The 17,946-nt window shown below is 40.7% G+C and carries 15 protein-coding genes, 1 tRNA gene and 1 pseudogene; 13 read left to right on the top strand and 4 right to left on the bottom strand.

What is annotated here, in order from left to right:
- The first annotated feature begins 61 nt into the window (after positions 1-61).
- The gene (locus tag KX723_RS01345; protein WP_218814332.1) at positions 62-952 is read left to right on the top strand and encodes a 1-acylglycerol-3-phosphate O-acyltransferase, YihG family; all 891 of its coding nucleotides are present in this window, start codon (positions 62-64) and stop codon (positions 950-952) included.
- A gap of 49 nt (positions 953-1,001) precedes the next feature.
- Positions 1,002-1,931 (top strand): hydroxymethylbilane synthase, encoded by a 930-nt coding sequence (gene hemC / locus KX723_RS01350; protein WP_218814333.1) that lies wholly within the window; start codon positions 1,002-1,004, stop codon positions 1,929-1,931.
- Here the strand turns inward: hemC and KX723_RS01355 are convergent.
- From KX723_RS01355 to KX723_RS01365, 3 genes are all read right to left on the bottom strand, one after another.
- Entirely contained in the window at positions 1,926-3,929 is a 2,004-nt protein-coding gene (locus KX723_RS01355) for a hypothetical protein (protein WP_218814334.1), read from the bottom strand. The two genes, hemC and KX723_RS01355, sit on opposite strands and share 6 nt — an antisense overlap.
- Positions 3,930-4,192: 263 nt before the next feature.
- Positions 4,193-4,834, bottom strand: coding sequence for an endonuclease III (nth, locus tag KX723_RS01360; RefSeq protein WP_218814335.1), 642 nt, complete (start codon positions 4,832-4,834; stop codon positions 4,193-4,195).
- A gap of 1 nt (position 4,835) precedes the next feature.
- Positions 4,836-5,483, bottom strand: coding sequence for a S24 family peptidase (locus KX723_RS01365; protein WP_218814336.1), 648 nt, complete (start codon positions 5,481-5,483; stop codon positions 4,836-4,838).
- 212 nt (positions 5,484-5,695) lie between these two features.
- Here KX723_RS01365 and rpsO point away from each other — a divergent pair, with 212 nt between their 5' ends.
- From rpsO to KX723_RS09815, 9 genes are all read left to right on the top strand, one after another.
- Positions 5,696-5,953: a 30S ribosomal protein S15 gene (gene rpsO, locus KX723_RS01370; protein WP_218814337.1), complete on the top strand. Its 258-nt coding sequence runs from the start codon at positions 5,696-5,698 to the stop codon at positions 5,951-5,953.
- A 140-nt stretch (positions 5,954-6,093) separates the two neighbouring features.
- On the top strand, positions 6,094-8,193 hold the full coding sequence (pnp, locus tag KX723_RS01375) for a polyribonucleotide nucleotidyltransferase (protein WP_218814926.1): 2,100 nt from the start codon (positions 6,094-6,096) through the stop codon (positions 8,191-8,193).
- Positions 8,193-8,561 (top strand): rhodanese-like domain-containing protein, encoded by a 369-nt coding sequence (locus tag KX723_RS01380; RefSeq protein ID WP_218814927.1) that lies wholly within the window; start codon positions 8,193-8,195, stop codon positions 8,559-8,561. The genes pnp and KX723_RS01380 overlap by 1 nt, the downstream gene beginning before the upstream one ends.
- Positions 8,562-8,602: 41 nt before the next feature.
- Positions 8,603-8,689 (top strand) — tRNA-Leu (locus tag KX723_RS01385).
- Between the two features lie 118 nt (positions 8,690-8,807).
- Positions 8,808-9,896: a beta/alpha barrel domain-containing protein gene (locus KX723_RS01390; protein ID WP_218814338.1), complete on the top strand. Its 1,089-nt coding sequence runs from the start codon at positions 8,808-8,810 to the stop codon at positions 9,894-9,896.
- A complete protein-coding gene (gene carA, locus KX723_RS01395; protein ID WP_218814339.1) occupies positions 9,884-10,936 on the top strand; it encodes a glutamine-hydrolyzing carbamoyl-phosphate synthase small subunit in 1,053 nt (350 codons plus the stop codon). Before KX723_RS01390 ends, carA begins: the two co-directional genes overlap by 13 nt.
- Positions 10,937-10,944: 8 nt before the next feature.
- Positions 10,945-14,136 carry a carbamoyl-phosphate synthase (glutamine-hydrolyzing) large subunit gene (gene carB, locus KX723_RS01400; protein ID WP_218814340.1) on the top strand — a complete coding sequence of 1,064 codons (3,192 nt, stop codon included), beginning with the start codon at positions 10,945-10,947 and terminating at the stop codon, positions 14,134-14,136.
- A gap of 18 nt (positions 14,137-14,154) precedes the next feature.
- On the top strand, positions 14,155-15,078 hold the full coding sequence (pyrB, locus tag KX723_RS01405) for an aspartate carbamoyltransferase (protein ID WP_246562482.1): 924 nt from the start codon (positions 14,155-14,157) through the stop codon (positions 15,076-15,078).
- Between the two features lie 267 nt (positions 15,079-15,345).
- Positions 15,346-15,516 carry a helix-turn-helix domain-containing protein gene (locus KX723_RS09815; protein ID WP_425516588.1) on the top strand — a complete coding sequence of 57 codons (171 nt, stop codon included), beginning with the start codon at positions 15,346-15,348 and terminating at the stop codon, positions 15,514-15,516.
- A gap of 11 nt (positions 15,517-15,527) precedes the next feature.
- On the opposite strand, the gene KX723_RS01415 is transcribed toward KX723_RS09815, so the two are convergent.
- Positions 15,528-15,698, bottom strand: a complete 171-nt coding sequence (locus KX723_RS01415) for a hypothetical protein (protein ID WP_218813323.1) — start codon at positions 15,696-15,698, stop codon at positions 15,528-15,530.
- A gap of 8 nt (positions 15,699-15,706) precedes the next feature.
- Between KX723_RS01415 and KX723_RS01420 the strand changes: the two are divergent.
- Positions 15,707-16,585, top strand: a pseudogene (locus KX723_RS01420) (IS481 family transposase); the annotation flags it as partial.
- Positions 16,586-16,686: 101 nt separating this feature from the next.
- Complete coding sequence (locus KX723_RS01425) at positions 16,687-17,904, top strand: IS256 family transposase (protein WP_218813425.1); 1,218 nt, start codon at positions 16,687-16,689, stop codon at positions 17,902-17,904.
- The last annotated feature ends 42 nt before the right edge of the window (positions 17,905-17,946 follow it).

Below are 17,946 nucleotides of genomic sequence, written 5' to 3' on the forward strand. Positions count from 1 at the left end.
GCATAGCTCAAAAATGTCTTTTGACTATCATCCCGCGGCTTGACCGCGGGATCCAACTACCATGAAGTTTTTAAATCGGTTCAGAGTTTGTTTTGTAGCCATACTTTATCTTATCAATTTAATAAGTTTGTTTATCCCATTAGCAATTTTAGGGTTGTTCTGTTATTTAATTCCTCTGAAAATTTGGCAGCGAAACTGTAAACTGTGGATGGAGCGTTTACCCGTGTATTGGATAGAAGGGAATTGCGTTATTCAAGATCTAACAACCTCTATAAAATGGGAAGTAAAGGGGCTAGAGCAGCTTAGTTATAATGAATGGTATTTGCTTATTGCAAATCATCAATCTTGGGCAGATATATTGGTATTACAACGGATTTTTAATCAAAAAATTCCACCCTTAAAGTTTTTTCTCAAAAGAGAGTTACTTTGGACATTGCCTTTTGCGAGTTGGGCTTGTTGGTTGTTAGGGTTTCCTTTCATGCATCGTTACAGCAAAAAGGTATTAGCTAAACACCCCGAATTAAAAAATAAAGACGTTGAAGCAACTAAGCGAGCTTGTACGAGATTTAAGGCTACACCCACCACGGTGGCAAACTTTATTGAAGGGACTCGCTTCAGTGAAAAGAAACGTCAATCACAACAGTCCCCTTACCAATATTTGCTTCGCCCTAAATCAACCGGCATTGGATTTAGCTTAGCGGTTTTAGGTGATTTTTTTCATAAAATTATCAATGTGACCATCATCTACCCTCCAAAAAAATCTGGGTTATACGATTTTTTATCGGGGAATATAAAGAAAATAATCGTAGAGATAGAAGCGATACCCATTACATCCGATTGGCACGGAGATTATCAAAATGATAGGCAATTTCGTGCGAGCTTCCAGAAAAAGCTCAATCATTTGTGGGAACAAAAGGATGAACTTATTAAAGCGACGCAAGTGCATTATTAGGCGTTAAATTCCGTATACTTTAGCAATAGTTTATTGAACGAGGTTGGTTTTGACGGCAAGAAAACATTTGCGTATCGCAACTCGAAAAAGCCCTTTGGCCTATTGGCAAGCTAACGCAGTTAAGGTGCAATTGGAAAAGCATTATCCTTTTATGCAGATTGAACTACTTCCGCTGGTTACAGAAGGTGATAGACACTTAGAAACTTCGCTGAATAAGTTAGAGGGTAAAGGACTTTTTGTTAAAGAGCTGGAAAAAGCCTTGCTCAATGGCGATGCTGATATTGCTGTTCACTCTATGAAAGATGTACCTATGGATTTAGCAAAGGGATTGACGTTAACGGCTATTTGCGAGAGAGAAGACGCGAGAGATGTATTGATCTCAAGATCAGGAAAAAGTCTAAACCAATTACCTTCGGGCGCTTGTGTTGGCTCGTCGAGCTTAAGGCGCCAATCACAGTTAATGGCTTTACGACCTGATCTTACTGTTCAAGTGTTGCGTGGAAATGTAGGAACGCGTTTAGAAAAATTGGCGGCGGGTGAGTATGACGCCATTATCTTAGCGGCAGCAGGTCTGATCCGTTTACAAAAAACAAACTGTATTAGCGAATATTTAGAAACCAGTTATTTTTTGCCAGCGCCAGGTCAAGGAGCATTGGGGGTAGAGGGCCGTTCAGATGATAGCGAATTGCTCTCGCTAATGGCTGTTTTAAATCATAAGCCAACTTATGACTGTGTGATGGCTGAGCGTGCGCTAAGTCGACAGTTAGGAGGTAGTTGCCAAGTTCCTATTGCTGCTTATGCAGAGTGTTTATCCAATACACAATTGCGTTTGCGGGGATTGGTAGCAAAGCCAGATGGAAGTTTGCTCGTAAAAGTAGAAAAGCATGGCAGTATTAGCGAAGCTGAAACTTTAGGTATTGCTGCCGCAAGAGAATTGTTGGTTCAAGGCGCAGATAGGATTTTACAAGACTTATCATAGTCGGGCTGATATTTTTTCAGTGGGAGTCGAGTCAGTCATTGTTTTATCCTTATCTCTATCTGAACTTGATGGGTAAAGTAAACTTAGGATTGGAGCTCTAGGCGATTCCCACCGAGCTATGCGAGGATTTCTTGGAGCAGGATTACTTTCTTTATCTATGCCAGTCATTGCTGTTCCTACAGGCTGTTCGCACGGCTCATCGGATGATTTAATGGTGGGTGTACTGGGATGTTGTTCATTATTTTTCGCTTCTTGTGGCGCGGGTGTACTTGAGATAGTTTGTGGCAAAACACACCCATTCGTTGCGACAGAAGAAAGCTTATTTGCATTGATTTGTTGAGAATAATATAAGTGTTCCAAAACATTCTCTGCTTGTTTTTCTTTGCTATGAGCCTTGTAAGCATAGTGAGACCATAGGGCAGCAAGCGTAGCAAAAACAACGACACAGGTAATGAAAATAGGTGCGCTTAATGTAAGGGACGTCAAAGCGGCTATACTGCCCCATATCACAAGGCGAAAAACTAAGCTGCCTGTGCCTATATGTTTGATAGCTTCCCATGCTCGGTTTAACCCCCTTTTAATGCGTGTCCAATAGGGTTCTTCTAGACTAAACCGACGCAAGAAACGCTCATAGGTTTGTAATGATAAATCAGCTACTTTACTATTTGTTTCTTCAAGATGTTTAATTTTAGTCGATAAATCTTCATATTTTTTCTCATGGTTTTTAACGGCGTGGATGGCGCAATAGATTCCATAGCCTATGCCGGCTAACAGCGTAGCGCCGGCTATGGCCATGAAAATTGTCCCAAATATTGCTGGTGCAGCAGGGCCTGTTACTGACGTGCCTATGATGAGCCCGGCTATTAACTTAAACAGATCGCCAAATAACCAGGTTGCAAAAAATGGATAAAAACAGCCACCTACAAATCCTTGCAATGCCGCGTGAACCTTGGAAAAACGGGGTTTGTTTAAGGTTTTTTGTAAATCGCTGTGTAACTGTGAACTCTTAAAGTCTACTAAGGGGAGGGCATTATGGTTTATAAAGGCCTGGCGTTTGCTGCATTCAATGATTCGTCTTTCGAATAGCGTTTTTTGCTGATTTTTTGCATTGATACTAGCCGTGTTTTGAGTATGTTCGCCCATACTGTATCCGAGTTGCCAGGCGAGACAAGCCATTGCAATCATAAGTGGAGGTAAGGCGATGCCTGCCACAATCCCTACGGGAAATAAATAAAAACCAAAGCCTACTAACCAATAAATAAAACTGGCAGAGCCTACGGCCGCCATAATTTTTTTACCCAAACTAGGGTTTGGGTTAATTGTAATTTCATTTAAACTATTTTCATGGGCAGAAAATAGTTTTTCCGCATAGTTTTTTGTAAGCCCGATGGAATAGCTGTTCGACTTACACCCAAACCTTGCCCCGTCCAACGCATTTTCTTTGTTTAAAATGATAACAACTTTATCAATTATTGCTTGAAAAAGTGTAGCTAGCGTTTCTTTCTCATTTTTTCCTTTTAAAAAACTTTGTAAATATTTAAGTTCTTCTTTTTTTCTACCCCAGCAAAAAAATTGGCGTTTATAACGTACAAATTTAGAAATATCCGGTGAATAAAAATGGGCAGCAGCCGCTAAAAGTTTATAGTCATATTCACTTTCACCCATTAAAGTGAATAATGCATCCTTTTTTTTAGATTGTAGTAAACGACTAAAATAAAAGAAGTGACTTGTTTTTTCGCGATCTCTGAGGTCTCGATAAGCAGCGACATAAACGCCGATTGCGGCGCCGACAATTGCGCCACTGGCTATCAATCCGTCCCATGCTGCTGCATAACGGCTTGCGTTGATAGTGTCATATAAATAGAGTGGGTCATTAGAGCCTGCAGCGCTACCGGCTATTACGTTTACATTGTGCAAGGGAGTTGCTTGGATTGAGTCAACAGCACTGATGGCTTCTGCGCGTGATTTTTGGTAAATATTTGTCGTAGAATTAAACATAAAAACCTTTGGTTTAAAGCTGGTTTTTTAGCGCTTATCCTAAGACCGGTTGATTTTAAAGAGCTATATAAAATCTTATCCTACGTATTAAGTATAAATAAATTATATTAAGGAAGTCTTAAAGAAACAGAGGGTGCAAAATGCAACAATTGGAAGAGCGCGTGCTAGTAGGAACCGGTTGATAGATGGAACAGAAAGCGAAAAATTTTCAGCTTTTAGCACTCTGGTCTAATTTTTATAAAAATAACTTAATGAAAGCCCAACTATTTCGCGCTTTCAAAACGTGCCGGGTATTCGCAGAGATCTTGAATGATACATTCTGGGCATTTTGGTTTTCGCGCTAGACAAGTGTAACGCCCATGTAAAACTAACCAGTGGTGTGCATTTTTCAAATAAGGCTTGGGTATAGTTTTAAGTAGTGTTTTTTCAACAGCGAGTGGTGTTTTTCCTTTGGCAAGACCTGTTCTATTACATACACGAAAAATATGTGTATCAACGGCAACCGTGGGTTGATCAAATACAGTATTGAGAACGACGTTGGCTGTTTTCCGTCCTACGCCAGGAAGCTTTTCTAAAAGCTCGCGCTTTTCTGGCACTTTTCCTTGATATTGTTTGAGTAAAATTTCACAAGTGCTAATAATATTTTTTGCTTTCGTATTATATAGTCCAATTGATTTTATATGTTTTTTTAAATCATCTAAGCCAAGCGCGGCGATGGCTTCAGGCGTGCTAGCGACAGCAAATAAGGTTTTAGTCGCGCGGTTAACTGATTTATCAGTGGCTTGCGCCGAGAGAATAACCGCGATTAATAACTCAAAAGGAGAGTGGTAAACTAATTCTGTTTGTGGGTGAGGGTTTTGCTTATTAAAGCGTTGAAAAATAGCAAGACGCTTTTTTGCGTTCATGCTATTTTCTTTTTTTAAAATCCATTCTAGATTGGACCATAACACCTAAAAATTTATGTGGTTTGCTTAATAACAAGGTTTTGAAGTCAGGGTTTAGCGGTTTAAGAATAGTGTGTTCACCATCAATTAAAATTTGCTTAAAATTCGGTAAATCATGACCATCAACGTGAATGATACTAAAATCTAAATTGTTAGGCCTTAAGTCAGGGTCAATGAGCAGAACGGTTCCTTCTGGGAAGCGTGGTTCCATGGTCGTGTCTCTAACCGCAACCGCATAGGCATGTTGGCTCAGCTCAATATCCGTAGAGACGGTGGGTAAAGGCCCTGTTTTTTTATTTAGATTAGGCCAAGCGAGTATTTGCTCCCAGTCTAAAAGAGGGATTTGGCGCCAGCCTTGGGCGTCAGGGTTAAAAGTGCCAGGGATACGATCCGTAGATAGGGGCTCATCACCAATTAGCTGGCTGATGGAGATAGCAAAGAAATTTGCAATAGGGCTTAGCGTTGCGACTTTAGGATTATCTGTTTCTCCCGAGCATATTCGGTGTACTACAGGTTGGCCTATGCCGGTTCGGCGGGCCAATTCGGATTCGTTTATCCCTAATTCAGCCATTAATCCTTTGAGGATGGTGCTCATACTGCGGTTTTTCATATGATTATTCACTTATTAGTTAGCGGTGATTTTATCTGCTAATTCTTATAATTTCTAGTGCTAACGACTGGAGAGGTGGTGTAGGGGGTCTATTCTAGCATGAGTGTCCCTAATAATAGAGCCATTTAGTGGCAAATTAATGGTAAATAAGCCTTGTCAGGGGAGCAGATTATGCATAGAATAGCGGGTCATTTATAAGAGGTAAAGGTTTTATGTTGGCTAAAAGCGAAATAATGGCTAAATATCAGCGTTGTTCTGGCGATACGGGTTCGCCGGAGGTTCAGGTGGCTTTACTATCGGGGGCTATTGAACAACTTAACGGCCATTTCCAAGCACATAAAAAAGATAACCATTCTAGACAGGGCCTATTAAAGAAAGTGGCTTTACGTCGAAAATTGTTAAAGTACTTAAAGAAAGTCGATCTACAACGTTATATGAGCTTGATTAAACAGCTCGGTTTGCGTGGCTAAGCATTGAGCCACTATTCTTCGATTAATATTCAGTTGAAGACGTTTTATTCTAAATGGGCGGGATTTTTCGCCCATTTGTTATTTTTGAGGGAATGTAAGTGTTAAATCCTATAAAGAAAGAATTCCAATTTGGCGCTCATATGATGAGTATAGAAACGGGTGCGATTGCTCGTCAGGCGACATCGTCCGTTTTAGTGACATTAGAAGGTACAACGGTATTAGTTGCAGTGGTGGGTCGTAAGCAGGCAGGCGAAACAACCGATTTTTTCCCATTGACAGTGCATTACCAGGAAAGAAGTTATGCCGCTGGCCGTGTTCCAGGAGGCTATTTTAAGCGGGAAGGACGTCCAAGCGAGAAAGAGATTTTAACCTCTAGGCTGATTGATAGGCCAATACGACCTTTATTCCCTGAAGGATTTCACAACGAAGTCCAAGTCGTTGCGACGGTTTTATCCTCTAACCCTGATATTAATGCAGATATCCCTGCGATGATTGGTGCTTCAGCGGCACTAGCGCTTTCAGGCCTACCTTTTAAAGGTCCTATTGGTGCGGCGAGAGTGGGTTATTCTCAGGGCGAATACTTGCTAAACCCTACATTTAAACAGCTCGAAACATCCGATTTAGACTTAGTTGTAGCGGGAACAGAAAATGCTGTATTGATGGTAGAGTCACAAGCAGCTGAACTTTCTGAAGAAATTATGTTAGGCGCTGTGATCTTTGGGCAGGAACAGATGCAAGTCGCTATTCAAGCGATTAAAGCGCTTGTACAAGAAGCGGGTAAAACCGCATGGGATTGGCAGCCTAGCGCTCGTTTGGATGCTGCATTAGAACAGACGATGACACAAGCATTTGAGGCTTCCATCATTAAGGCGTATCAAATCCCAGAAAAGCTTGATCGTAAAGCTAAGTTGGATGAACTACGTGATGCCATGACAAAGCAATGGCTAGATGAAGAAAAAGGGATTACCGCTAAAGCGATTCAAGGATTATTTTCATCATTAGAAGAAAAAATAGTTCGTCATCGTATTTTGGATGGTAAAGCGCGTATTGATGGTAGAGACCAAAAAACAGTACGTCCGATCACTGTTCAACCCGGCTTATTACCGCGTACCCATGGTTCTGTATTGTTTACACGTGGAGAAACACAAGCCATTGTTGTTGCAACCTTAGGTACGGATAGAGATGCACAAATCGTAGAAGCTTTGGATGGCGAAGCGCGTGAAACCTTCATGCTGCATTATAATTTCCCTCCTTATAGCGTAGGCGAAACAGGACAAGTCGGCAGTCCTAAACGACGTGAAATTGGACATGGTAACCTGGCAAAACGCGCTTTACGTGCCGTATTGCCTAGCGAAACTGATTTTCCTTATGTATTACGTGTTGTTTCTGAAATTACAGAATCGAATGGTTCTAGCTCTATGGCAACGGTTTGTGGTGCTAGTATTGCATTAATGGATGCGGCTGTTCCTCTCAAAAAGCATGTTGCGGGTATCGCAATGGGCTTGATAAAAGAAGAAGATCGTTTTGCCGTTTTAACAGATATTTTAGGTGATGAAGATCACTTAGGCGACATGGACTTTAAAGTAGCAGGAACCGCTGATGGTGTTACCGCTTTACAGATGGATATTAAAATCGATGGTATTACTAAAGAAATTTTAGAAATAGCACTGGGACAAGCTAAAGAAGGACGTTTACATATATTGGGTATTATGGAAAAAGCTTTACCTGGCGCTCGAGTTGAAGTTTCTCCCTATGCGCCACGTATCACCACATTAAAGATAAACCCGGATAAAATCCGTGATTTAATTGGTAAGGGTGGTGCGACCATTCGTTCTATTACTGAAGAAACCGGGACCTTAATCGACATTAGTGATGACGGTGTTGTTCGGATTTCTACTTCTGACTTAGAAGCTTGCCAAAATGCGATAGAACGCATTAAAAAGGTAACGGCAGAAGTTGAAGTAGGTGCTATTTATGAAGGTGCTGTTGTCAAGCTTACAGACTTTGGTGCGTTTGTTAATGTATTACCAGGTCGTGATGGTCTGGTGCACATCTCTCAAATTTCTAATGAGCGCGTTGAGAACGTGAGTGATGTATTAACTGAAGGCCAAATCGTTAAAGTGAAGGTTCTTGAGATCGATCGACAAGGACGTATTCGTTTGTCTATGAAGGATATAGAGGCTGAAAAAGCGACAGAAAAAATGACAGTAAACGAGACGGAAAACGAAATACAATCGTGATAAAGCAGCATACATCAGGGTTTATTGCTTTAGTGGCTGATGCAAAATCTAGAATCAAAGAGATAAGCACCAGCGACTTAGCTGATAAGCTAAGCAAAGTGCCTTTTTATTTGATTGATGTGCGAGAGTTAGATGAATATAAGCAAGGTGCAATACCCAACGCTATTCATCTCAGCAAAGGCACTATTGAGCGTGATATTGAAAGGCTGATTCCTGATGATGCAGCGGATATCGTTGTTTATTGTAGTGGTGGTTTTCGTTCTTACTTAGTTGCCGATAACCTTCAGAAAATGGGTTACCAACAGGTGGCTTCTTTAACCGGCGGATTTCGTGCTTGGTTAGAAGCAGGTTATCCATTAGCAACCTAAGGGAAAGAACCTAGCTAAAAAGCATATTGGTTTGTATTGAAGCCGAGGTGGTGGAACTGGTAGACACGCAAGTTTCAGGTATTTGTGGGGTAAAACCCGTGGAGGTTCGAGTCCTCTTCTCGGCACCAGTAACGCATCTTCGCGCGGCGCCTTGCCGGAAAGCTAATTACTGTGCGTATATATAAAAAGCTTGGTATTTTTTAAAAAATCGGTTTAAATAGTCGAAATTATTTCTAGCAAAATTGCATGAGTAGCGTTTCGCCGCCTCTTTATGACATTCGTAAAACATTTGAAGAAAACTTCCGCGATCCCCCTTTTTCCTTAATAACTCCACCTTCTCGTTCTTGGCTTCCTAAAGCACAATGGACTCAATTTTTAGGGTTCCCATTGGCTTCTTGTATTGGTGCGGCAGCTTGCGCCGTGACAACCGGAAAAGGCATTGCCTTATTAGCGCGTTTGGGATTTGATGTATTAACCTATAAAACGATTCGACGACGTGCTACGCCTAGCCATCCATTACCCAATATTGTTTATCTTGCTAAAGATGCGGTATTGAGTGAAGTGGATTTAGATAAACCACTTTATACGCAAAAAAATCCCCTTTCAGCAGAAAAAATTGCGATTAGTAACTCCTTTGGTAATGGTTGTTTAGAACCTGAAGTTATTATCCAAGATATAGCCTTGGCAAAAAATAGCTTATCAGAAGGTCAAGTGTTAATAGTATCGGTTTATGGTGAAGGCGAATCGCTAGAAGCGATTGCCACTGAATTTGCTGAAACAGCGTCGTTTGCCCAACAAGCCGGTGCAGATATTATCGAGCTTAACCTTTCATGCCCTAATTTATTAAAAGCAGGAGAGCCTATTTATAAAGATGCAGAGGCAGTGAATAAGATTATTTCCTGTGTTTTAAGCCGTGTGGGTAATAGTTCTGCGCTACTTGTTAAAATAGGTTTTGTTTCTGACACTTCTGTGCTGAGTAAAATTTTAGCCGCAATAGCCAAAGCAGGCGCGAGAGGTGTTAGTACGATTAATTCTGTAAGCATGCGCGTGCTGGATCAAACACATCAACCCGCATTTGGAAAACGAATTTTTAGTGGTGTTTCTGGTTATCCCATTTATGCACTTGCTTTACAGTTTATTAATAAAATCTCTAGAATCAATCAAGAGCAAAAATTAGATTTAGCTATTTTAGGAATGGGGGGTATTACATTGCCAGAACATTTTAATGCGTTTTTCAATGCAGGGGCAGATATCGCACTTTCAGCAACAGGGATGATGTGGAATCCTTATCTTGCTTCTCAATATCATCAACAAGAGCAACAATGCAGTCATTAATACCAACACGATTACTGTTAAAAACCGGCGAAAGTTTTGCAGGATTTTCACCAGACTCGCAAATGAATAACCAAACAGGCGAAGTCATATTTAATACGGGTATGGTCGGCTATGTAGAATCTTTAACAGATCCTTCATATGCTGGGCAGATACTTTGTTTTACCTATCCATTGATAGGAAATTACGGTGTTTCTGCGCCCGATACTTGGGAGTCTGCAAAGATACAGGTAAAAGGCGTTGTAATGTCAGAACTTGCGCCTTTTTATTCAAATGATTCAGCACAGCGTTCTCTGCTGGCTTGGTTAGAAGAGCAAAGCATTCCCTATATGACGGGTGTTGATACACGTGCATTAACACATTGTCTACGGGAAAAGGGCGTAATTCCGGGGATAATTACGCATTCTGTTAAAGATCCTACCGAGTTTATAGAATTTGATAGCATTGATTGGGTGAAACAAGTCACGATTAGCGAACCCATTTACTATGGAAAAGGCGGTAAAAAGATTATCGTGGTCGATTGTGGTATGAAAGAAAACATACTGCGTTGTTTATTACAGTATCCTATACAAATAAAGCGAGTTCCTTATGACCATGATTATAGCCAAGAGGATTATGATGGGGTATTTATTTCAAATGGTCCAGGTGATCCCATTTTATGCCAAAAAACCGTGGCTATTTTGAAAAAAGTATTAGCCAAGAAAAAGCCTTGTTTTGGAATCTGTTTAGGCACGCAATTGATGGCGTTAGCGGTGGATGCCAAGACTTATAAATTAGTTTTTGGTCACCGTTCGCAAAATCAACCTTGCATGTATTTACCAACACAGCGTTGTTATTTAACTTCACAAAATCATGGTTATGCTGTGGATGAGAAAACATTGCCTGCTGATTGGAAGATATTATTTCGTAATCTGAATGATCAGTCCGTGGCTGGTATTGAGCATACCGAACATCCTTTTTTCTCAGTTCAATTTCATCCAGAAGCTGCACCAGGGCCAATGGATACACAATGGTTATTTGAACGCTTTTATCGCACCCTATAAAAAAATTTATGAAAAAACAATTTAAAGGCAAAAAGATATTAATTTTAGGTTCAGGCGGGTTACGTATTGGCCAAGCCGGAGAATTTGATTATTCGGGTTCACAGGCGATTAAGGCATTAAAGCAAGAAAATATTAAAACGATGTTGATTAATCCGAATATTGCGACAGTGCAGACTGATGCGAGTTTGGCGGATGAGGTTTATTTACAACCGTTAAATTTCAACACCGTTGAACGAATTATTGCCAAAGAAAAGCCAGATGGGATTTTGCTTGGTTTTGGTGGCCAGACGGCTTTAAATCTAGGTCTGCAGTTACAAGAGAAAGGCGTATTAAAAAAACATAAAGTAACTGTATTGGGCTCATCAGTTGAATCGATTCGTCAAACCGAAGACAGGGATCTTTTTAAACTGGCGCTAAAGAAAATTGAAGTAAAAACGCCATTAAGTATTGCTGCGAAAACCGTACAACAAGCGTTAAAGGCAGCCGAGAAAATTGGTTATCCAGTTATGTTACGTTCTGGTTTTTCTTTAGGGGGTTTAGGTTCTGGAAAAATTCCGAATAAAGAAACGCTAGAACAGCGTGCGCATGAAAGTTTAGTTGCTTCGCCACAGATTTTGATTGAAGAATATTTATTTGGTTGGAAAGAGTTTGAATATGAAATCGTACGCGATAGACAGGGTAATGGATTAACAATATGCAATATGGAAAATATGGATGCGATGGGAATCCATACCGGAGAAAGTATCGTCGTTGCGCCGGCGCAGACATTAAGTAATGCGCAACATCAATTTTTACGTAATATCGCTTTAAAGGCGGCCGATTGTTTTAATATCGTCGGCGAATGTAATATCCAGTTTGCGGTTAATCCAGAGAATGGCGATTACCGTGTCATAGAAATGAATGCGAGGCTTTCGCGCTCTAGCGCATTAGCCTCTAAAGCAACGGGCTATCCTTTGGCATTTATTGCTACCAAATTAGCACTCGGATATTGTTTACACGAACTCAAAAATACCGTGACGCAAGTGACATGTGCCTATTTTGAACCCGCATTGGATTATATTGTGGTTAAAATTCCACGCTGGGACATTCAAAAATTAAAGGCAGCAGAAAGAACGATCGGCACGGAAATGAAAAGTGTAGGCGAGGTCATGGCGATAGGACGCTCCTTTCCAGAAGCCTTGCAAAAAGCCGTGGGCATGTTAAATATCGGCGCTTCTTGTTTAAGCGATCATTCAGAGAGCATCAAACATCCAGAAAAAGAAGTACAAGTTGCAACCGATAGACGTTTGTTTGCGCTGTATCAGTTTTTTTTACAAGGTGGTTCAGTCACGCAGGCTCAAAAATTATCACAGATTGACCCCTGGTTTTTGGCACATATCCATGCAATAGCCGATTTAGAAAAGCAATTAACACAAGCTAATTTAAATCAAAAATTACTGCGCCAATTAAAACAATCTGGATTTTCAGATCAAGCGATTGCACAACTAAAAAATAAATCGGCTAAACAGGTTCGTGCTTTGCGTTTAAAACATAAGATCATTCCTTATGTAAAACAGATTGATACCTTAGCGGGTGAATTTGCGGCGCAAACCAATTATTTGTATTTAAGTTACCATGCGGTAGAACACGATATAAAGCCGGCTGCTTTGCGCCCTATTGTTGTATTAGGTTCAGGGCCTTATGCCATTGGGTCTTCGGTTGAATTTGACTGGTGTGCAGTTAATACCGTGCAAACTTTACGTCGTTTAAAAGAAACCGCCATCATTATCAACTCAAATCCTGAGACCGTATCAACGGATTATGATGAATCTGATCGGCTGTATTTCGAACAGCTGACCTTTGAGCGTATACAAGATATTGTAGATTTTGAGCAAGCTAAGGGGATTATTGTTTCAGTCGGCGGGCAAATTGCCAATAACTTAGTACTACCTTTAGCAGCGGCGGGTTATCCCTTATTAGGTACCGATTCTAAATCGATTGATCAGGCAGAAAATCGAGAAAAATTTTCGGCATTATTAAATAAACTGGCGATTGATCAACCGGCTTGGGAGCGCATTACTAGCTTAAAAAAAGCAAAGGCGTTTGCATCCGAGGTAGGATATCCCGTATTAATTAGGCCTTCCTATATTCTGTCCGGTGCAGCAATGAATGTTGTTTACGATCCCGAATCGTTACAGCAGCATTTGCAAGCGGCCGCATTAGTTTCTCAAGAACATCCAGTGGTTATTTCTAAGTTTGTTGAAGAGGCAAAAGAATTAGAAGTTGATGGTGTAGCACAGCAGGGTAATATTGTTATTGAAGCGATTTCAGAGCACATTGAGAATGCGGGTGTGCACTCGGGTGATGCGACGGTTGTGTTGCCTCCGCAAAAATTGTATTTAGAAACAATACGTCGCACTAAAAAAATCGCACGACAAATTGTTAAAGCATTGAATATTACAGGCCCCTTCAATATTCAATTTATCGCAAAAAATAATGATATTCAGGTTATAGAATGTAATTTACGTGCTTCACGCTCGTTTCCTTTTGTCTCCAAAGTAACAGGGCATAATTTGATTCAAATAGCCACAGAAGTTATGTTGGGTAAACATCAGCCACAGCAGTATGAAACCTTAGAGCTGGATTATGTTGGCGTGAAAGCAGCGCAATTTTCTTATAGTCGCTTAAAAGGTGCGAACCCTGTGGCGCAAGTTGAGATGGCATCTACCGGTGAAGTCGCTTGTATAGCTGATGATTTAGTCGAAGCGTTTTATAAAGCCTGGTTAGCAACCGATCAAACGATCACCGAAAAGAAAATACTGCTGAGTATCGCGGATAATTATAAAGCTAAGCTATTACCTTGGATACAGCAGTTAGATGAGCAAGGCTGGTTGATTTACAGTACGGCAGGAACACATCAGTTCCTGCGCCAGCAAGGTGTCAAATCCTCACTTGTTAATAAAGCCAGCGAGGCAAAGAAACCTAATATTAAACATTTGATTAGTCAGCGAAAAGTAGCGGCCATTATTAATATTCCTAGTTCAGCGACGGGGTTGCAACGAACGGATGGTTTTGTAATTCGACGATTAGCCATTGATCACCATATTCCTTTGGTAACCAATGCGCAAATTGCCCAAGTTTTTCTGCAAGGCTTAGTGACGCTATGGGACAAAGAGTTGCCGGTGGACTCATGGCAAAGTTTAGTAGGAAAAAATAGTTAATTTAAATTGAGTTTATTCATGTCTAATTTACTGTTCGATACTGATATTATTTCCATGCGCGATTTCAGCTTAGAGCAAATTAATGCGGTATTAAAGTTAGCAAAACAATTTAAACATAAAGCCCCTAAGAAATATTTGCTGGATAAAATTATTGCACATTGCTTTTTTGAATCCTCTACACGTACGCGTTTATCGTTTGAAACAGCTTCTCTACGTTTAGGTGCGCAAGTGATTGGTTTTTCCAATGCTGAAAATCTTTCGGTCACAAAAGGTGAAGATTTAAGCGATACCATTAAAACAATTTCTAAATATGCTGACCTGATTGTTCTCCGTCACCCTCAAGAAGGTGCCGCAAGTTTAGCCGCTGAAATAGCGGATAAACCGGTGATTAATGCAGGAGATGGTGCAAACCAACATCCCACGCAGGCTTTAGCCGACTTAATGACGATAGAAGAAACCCAAGGCAAGTTAGAAGGATTGTCTATCGCGTTTGTAGGTGATTTAAAATATGGACGGACTATTCATTCTTTAATACAGGCCTGTGCCTTATTTAATTGTCACTTATTTTTAGTATCTCCTCCTTTACTTGCTTTGCCTGAATCATTTTACGATGAATTACATCATCAAGGCATACCGGTTTCTTTTCATTCTAATTTAGATGAAGTGATTTCTAAGGTCGATATTATTTATATGACTCGACTTCAACAAGAACGTTTCAACAAAGCCGAGCATGAATTGCTAGAAAATCAATTTGTGTTGCAACTAGAAAAGCTTAAAAATGCAAAGTCTAGTCTAAAGGTATTGCATCCTTTACCACGCGCGGGTGAAATTGATAAAGCGATTGATAAAACACCCTATGCCGCCTATTTTGAGCAAGTAGAAAATGCTGTTTATGTCAGACAGGCTCTTTTAACCTTAGTATTAAATAAAAATATTAACTAGTCTGCCCTACATAACTTTAAGCTGTGCTTGCGAGTGCGAAGCGCGCAGCAAGCTATAAAATACAGTACTGGATGGCCCCACGCCCATCTCACAAGATAAGCGCTGTTTATGCTTATGTGTATTAGTTCAGATGTAATCGTACACAGAGCTTGAAAAAGCGAGAGTTTCCGGTTTTGATAGAGGTGTAAAACTTCGAATCAAAATTTAAAAACAGAGGAAACTCTCACGTTACATACTACTGATAAAATTATTAAACATAAAGTCGGATTGCTTAATTTAGCGGAGGAATTAGGAAACGTATCGAAAGCTTGCCAGGTCATGGGGCTATCTCGAGATACCTTTTACAGCTATAAATCAGCGGTTGAAAAAGGTGGACAAGTGAGTCGCTATGCTCCCGAAGAATTTCGGCCATCGTGTCCCCGAAATTCGTTCGCATGACGCGACTGAAATTAGGCCGCGATACGTCCTGCGTCCGGCACGCACTCACTCCTTCGGAGTTCATGCCCGTGCCTCCCACAAATGACTTTACGGCGTGATGCGTTTCCTGCTTCGCCCGTCAACGCACGCCTATCGCGGGCTCTTCGACTTCGCATTGCTTTCACAATGCTTTCCTGTCTCATCGATGGAAGCCTTATTTGAAAAGAGCCGTCGTCAACCTAATTTAAAAAATAGAGTCGATGATAAAACGGAAGGAGCCGTCGTGAACTATGCCGTCGCCTATCCAGCCCACGGTCAACACAGGGCAAGTAATGAGTTACGCAAGGAAGGTATCTTTGTATCCGGCAGTGGTGTACGGAGTATCTGGGTTCGTCATTCATTAGAGAATTTTAAAGAACGTCTGAAGGCGCTAGAAACCAAGGTGGCTGAAGAAGGCATCTTACTAACAGAAGCACAGATTGTCGCACTTGAAAGGAAAAAACACGATGATGAAGTGTGTGGTGAAATTGAGACAGTCCATCCTGGCTACCTTGGATCGCAGGATAGTTTTTACGTAGGGACATTAAAGGGAGTTGGTCGTGTGTACCAGCAAACATTTGTCGACACCTATAGTAAAATTGCTTTTGCTAAGCTGTATACGACGAAAACACCGATTACGGCAGCCGATATGCTCAATGACCGGGTATTACCGTTTTTTGAGGAGCACAGCTTGCCCGTATTGCGGATTTTAACTGACAGAGGCACAGAGTATTGTGGTAAAGCCGAACATCATGATTATCAGCTTTATTTAGCGCTTAATGACATTGATCACACAAAGACAAAAGTACGTTCACCTCAGACGAATGGAATTTGTGAACGTTTTCATAAAACTATTTTGCAGGAGTTTTATCAAATTACTTTTCGAAAAAAATTGTATTCAAGTATAGAAATGTTACAACACGATCTAGACGAATGGATTAATTTCTATAATAATAAACGAACTCGTCAAGGCAAAATGTGTTGTGGAAGAACACCTATAGAAACTCTCGTTGATGGGAAACAAATCTGGAAGGAAAAGTTTATTCACTAAACTTGAACTGACAGGAGCCTGTAAACTAAATTGTGTAAATGCTTATTATTACCTAAGCTAATGCGCTGAAAAAAGCACTAGCGATAAAAGAGAAATAAGTAATGAAACAAGAACAAGAAATAAATATAGCTCCCGAATTAATCAGTGAATTGGCTAAATCCATAAAGAGTGAAAAAGATATATCTGCGCTGAGCAAGCAGCTATTAAAGCTCACGGTAGAACGAGCCATGGATGCAGAGCTAGAGGAGCATCTAGGCTACGAAAAGCACGCGATAGAAGGCAAGAATACGGGAAATAGCCGCAATGGTTATTCACCGAAGCGATTAAAGGGTGATTTTGGCGAAGTTGAGATTAACACGCCTAGGGATCGAAATAGTACGTTTGAACCTCGACTTATACGCAAAGGACAAACGCGCTTGACGGAGTTTGATGAACAGATTTTAGCGCTGTATGCCCGAGGGATGACTACCCGTGATATAGCGGCGACGTTCAAAGAAATGTACGGTGCGGAGGTATCGCACAGCTTGATTTCTAAAGTGACTGAAGCCGTGATGGATGAGGTGACGGTGTGGCAGAATCGCCCCTTAGAAACGGTATATCCTATCGTGTATTTAGATTGTATCGTTATTAAATGCCATCAAGATAAACGTGTGATCAATAAATCCATCTATTTGGCTTTGGGCATTAATTGTGAAGGACAAAAGGAATTACTCGGCTTGTGGATAGCTGAAACCGAGGGTGCAAAATTTTGGCTATCTGTATTAACCGAATTAAATCATCGTGGGGTAAAGGATATTTTTATTGCTTGCGTGGATGGACTAAGCGGGTTTCCAGAGGCAATAAACGCGGTATTCCCAAAAACGAAGGTTCAGCTCTGCATTGTGCATCTTATTCGTTATTCCTTACGCTACGTACCGCATAAGGACATGAAAGCCGTGGTAGCGGATCTTAAGCTTATTTACCGTGCTATTTCTATAGAGCAAGCCGAAGAAGCGCTTCTGATGTTCAGTGAAAAATGGGATAAAAAATATCCCGCCATTAGCCGTACCTGGCATAAAAACTGGAGTAATATGGTGACCTTATTCGATTATCCTGACGACATACGAAAAATTATTTATACCACCAATGCCATTGAATCACTCAATAGTGTGATTAGAAAATCAATTAATAATCGTAAAATCTTTCCTAATGACCAATCGGCATTAAAAGTAGTATATTTAGCGGTACAGAAGGCATCACAAAAGTGGACGATGGCTTTACATGATTGGAGAGCCGCTATGAATCGATTCGCTATCGAATTCGAGGGTAGGTTCTCCTGACACGGCACTTACACAAAATTGTTTACAGGCTCACTGACAGTC

The sequence above is a fragment of the Rickettsiella endosymbiont of Dermanyssus gallinae genome, assembly GCF_019285595.1.
In the GTDB taxonomy this organism is placed as follows: domain Bacteria; phylum Pseudomonadota; class Gammaproteobacteria; order Diplorickettsiales; family Diplorickettsiaceae; genus Rickettsiella_B.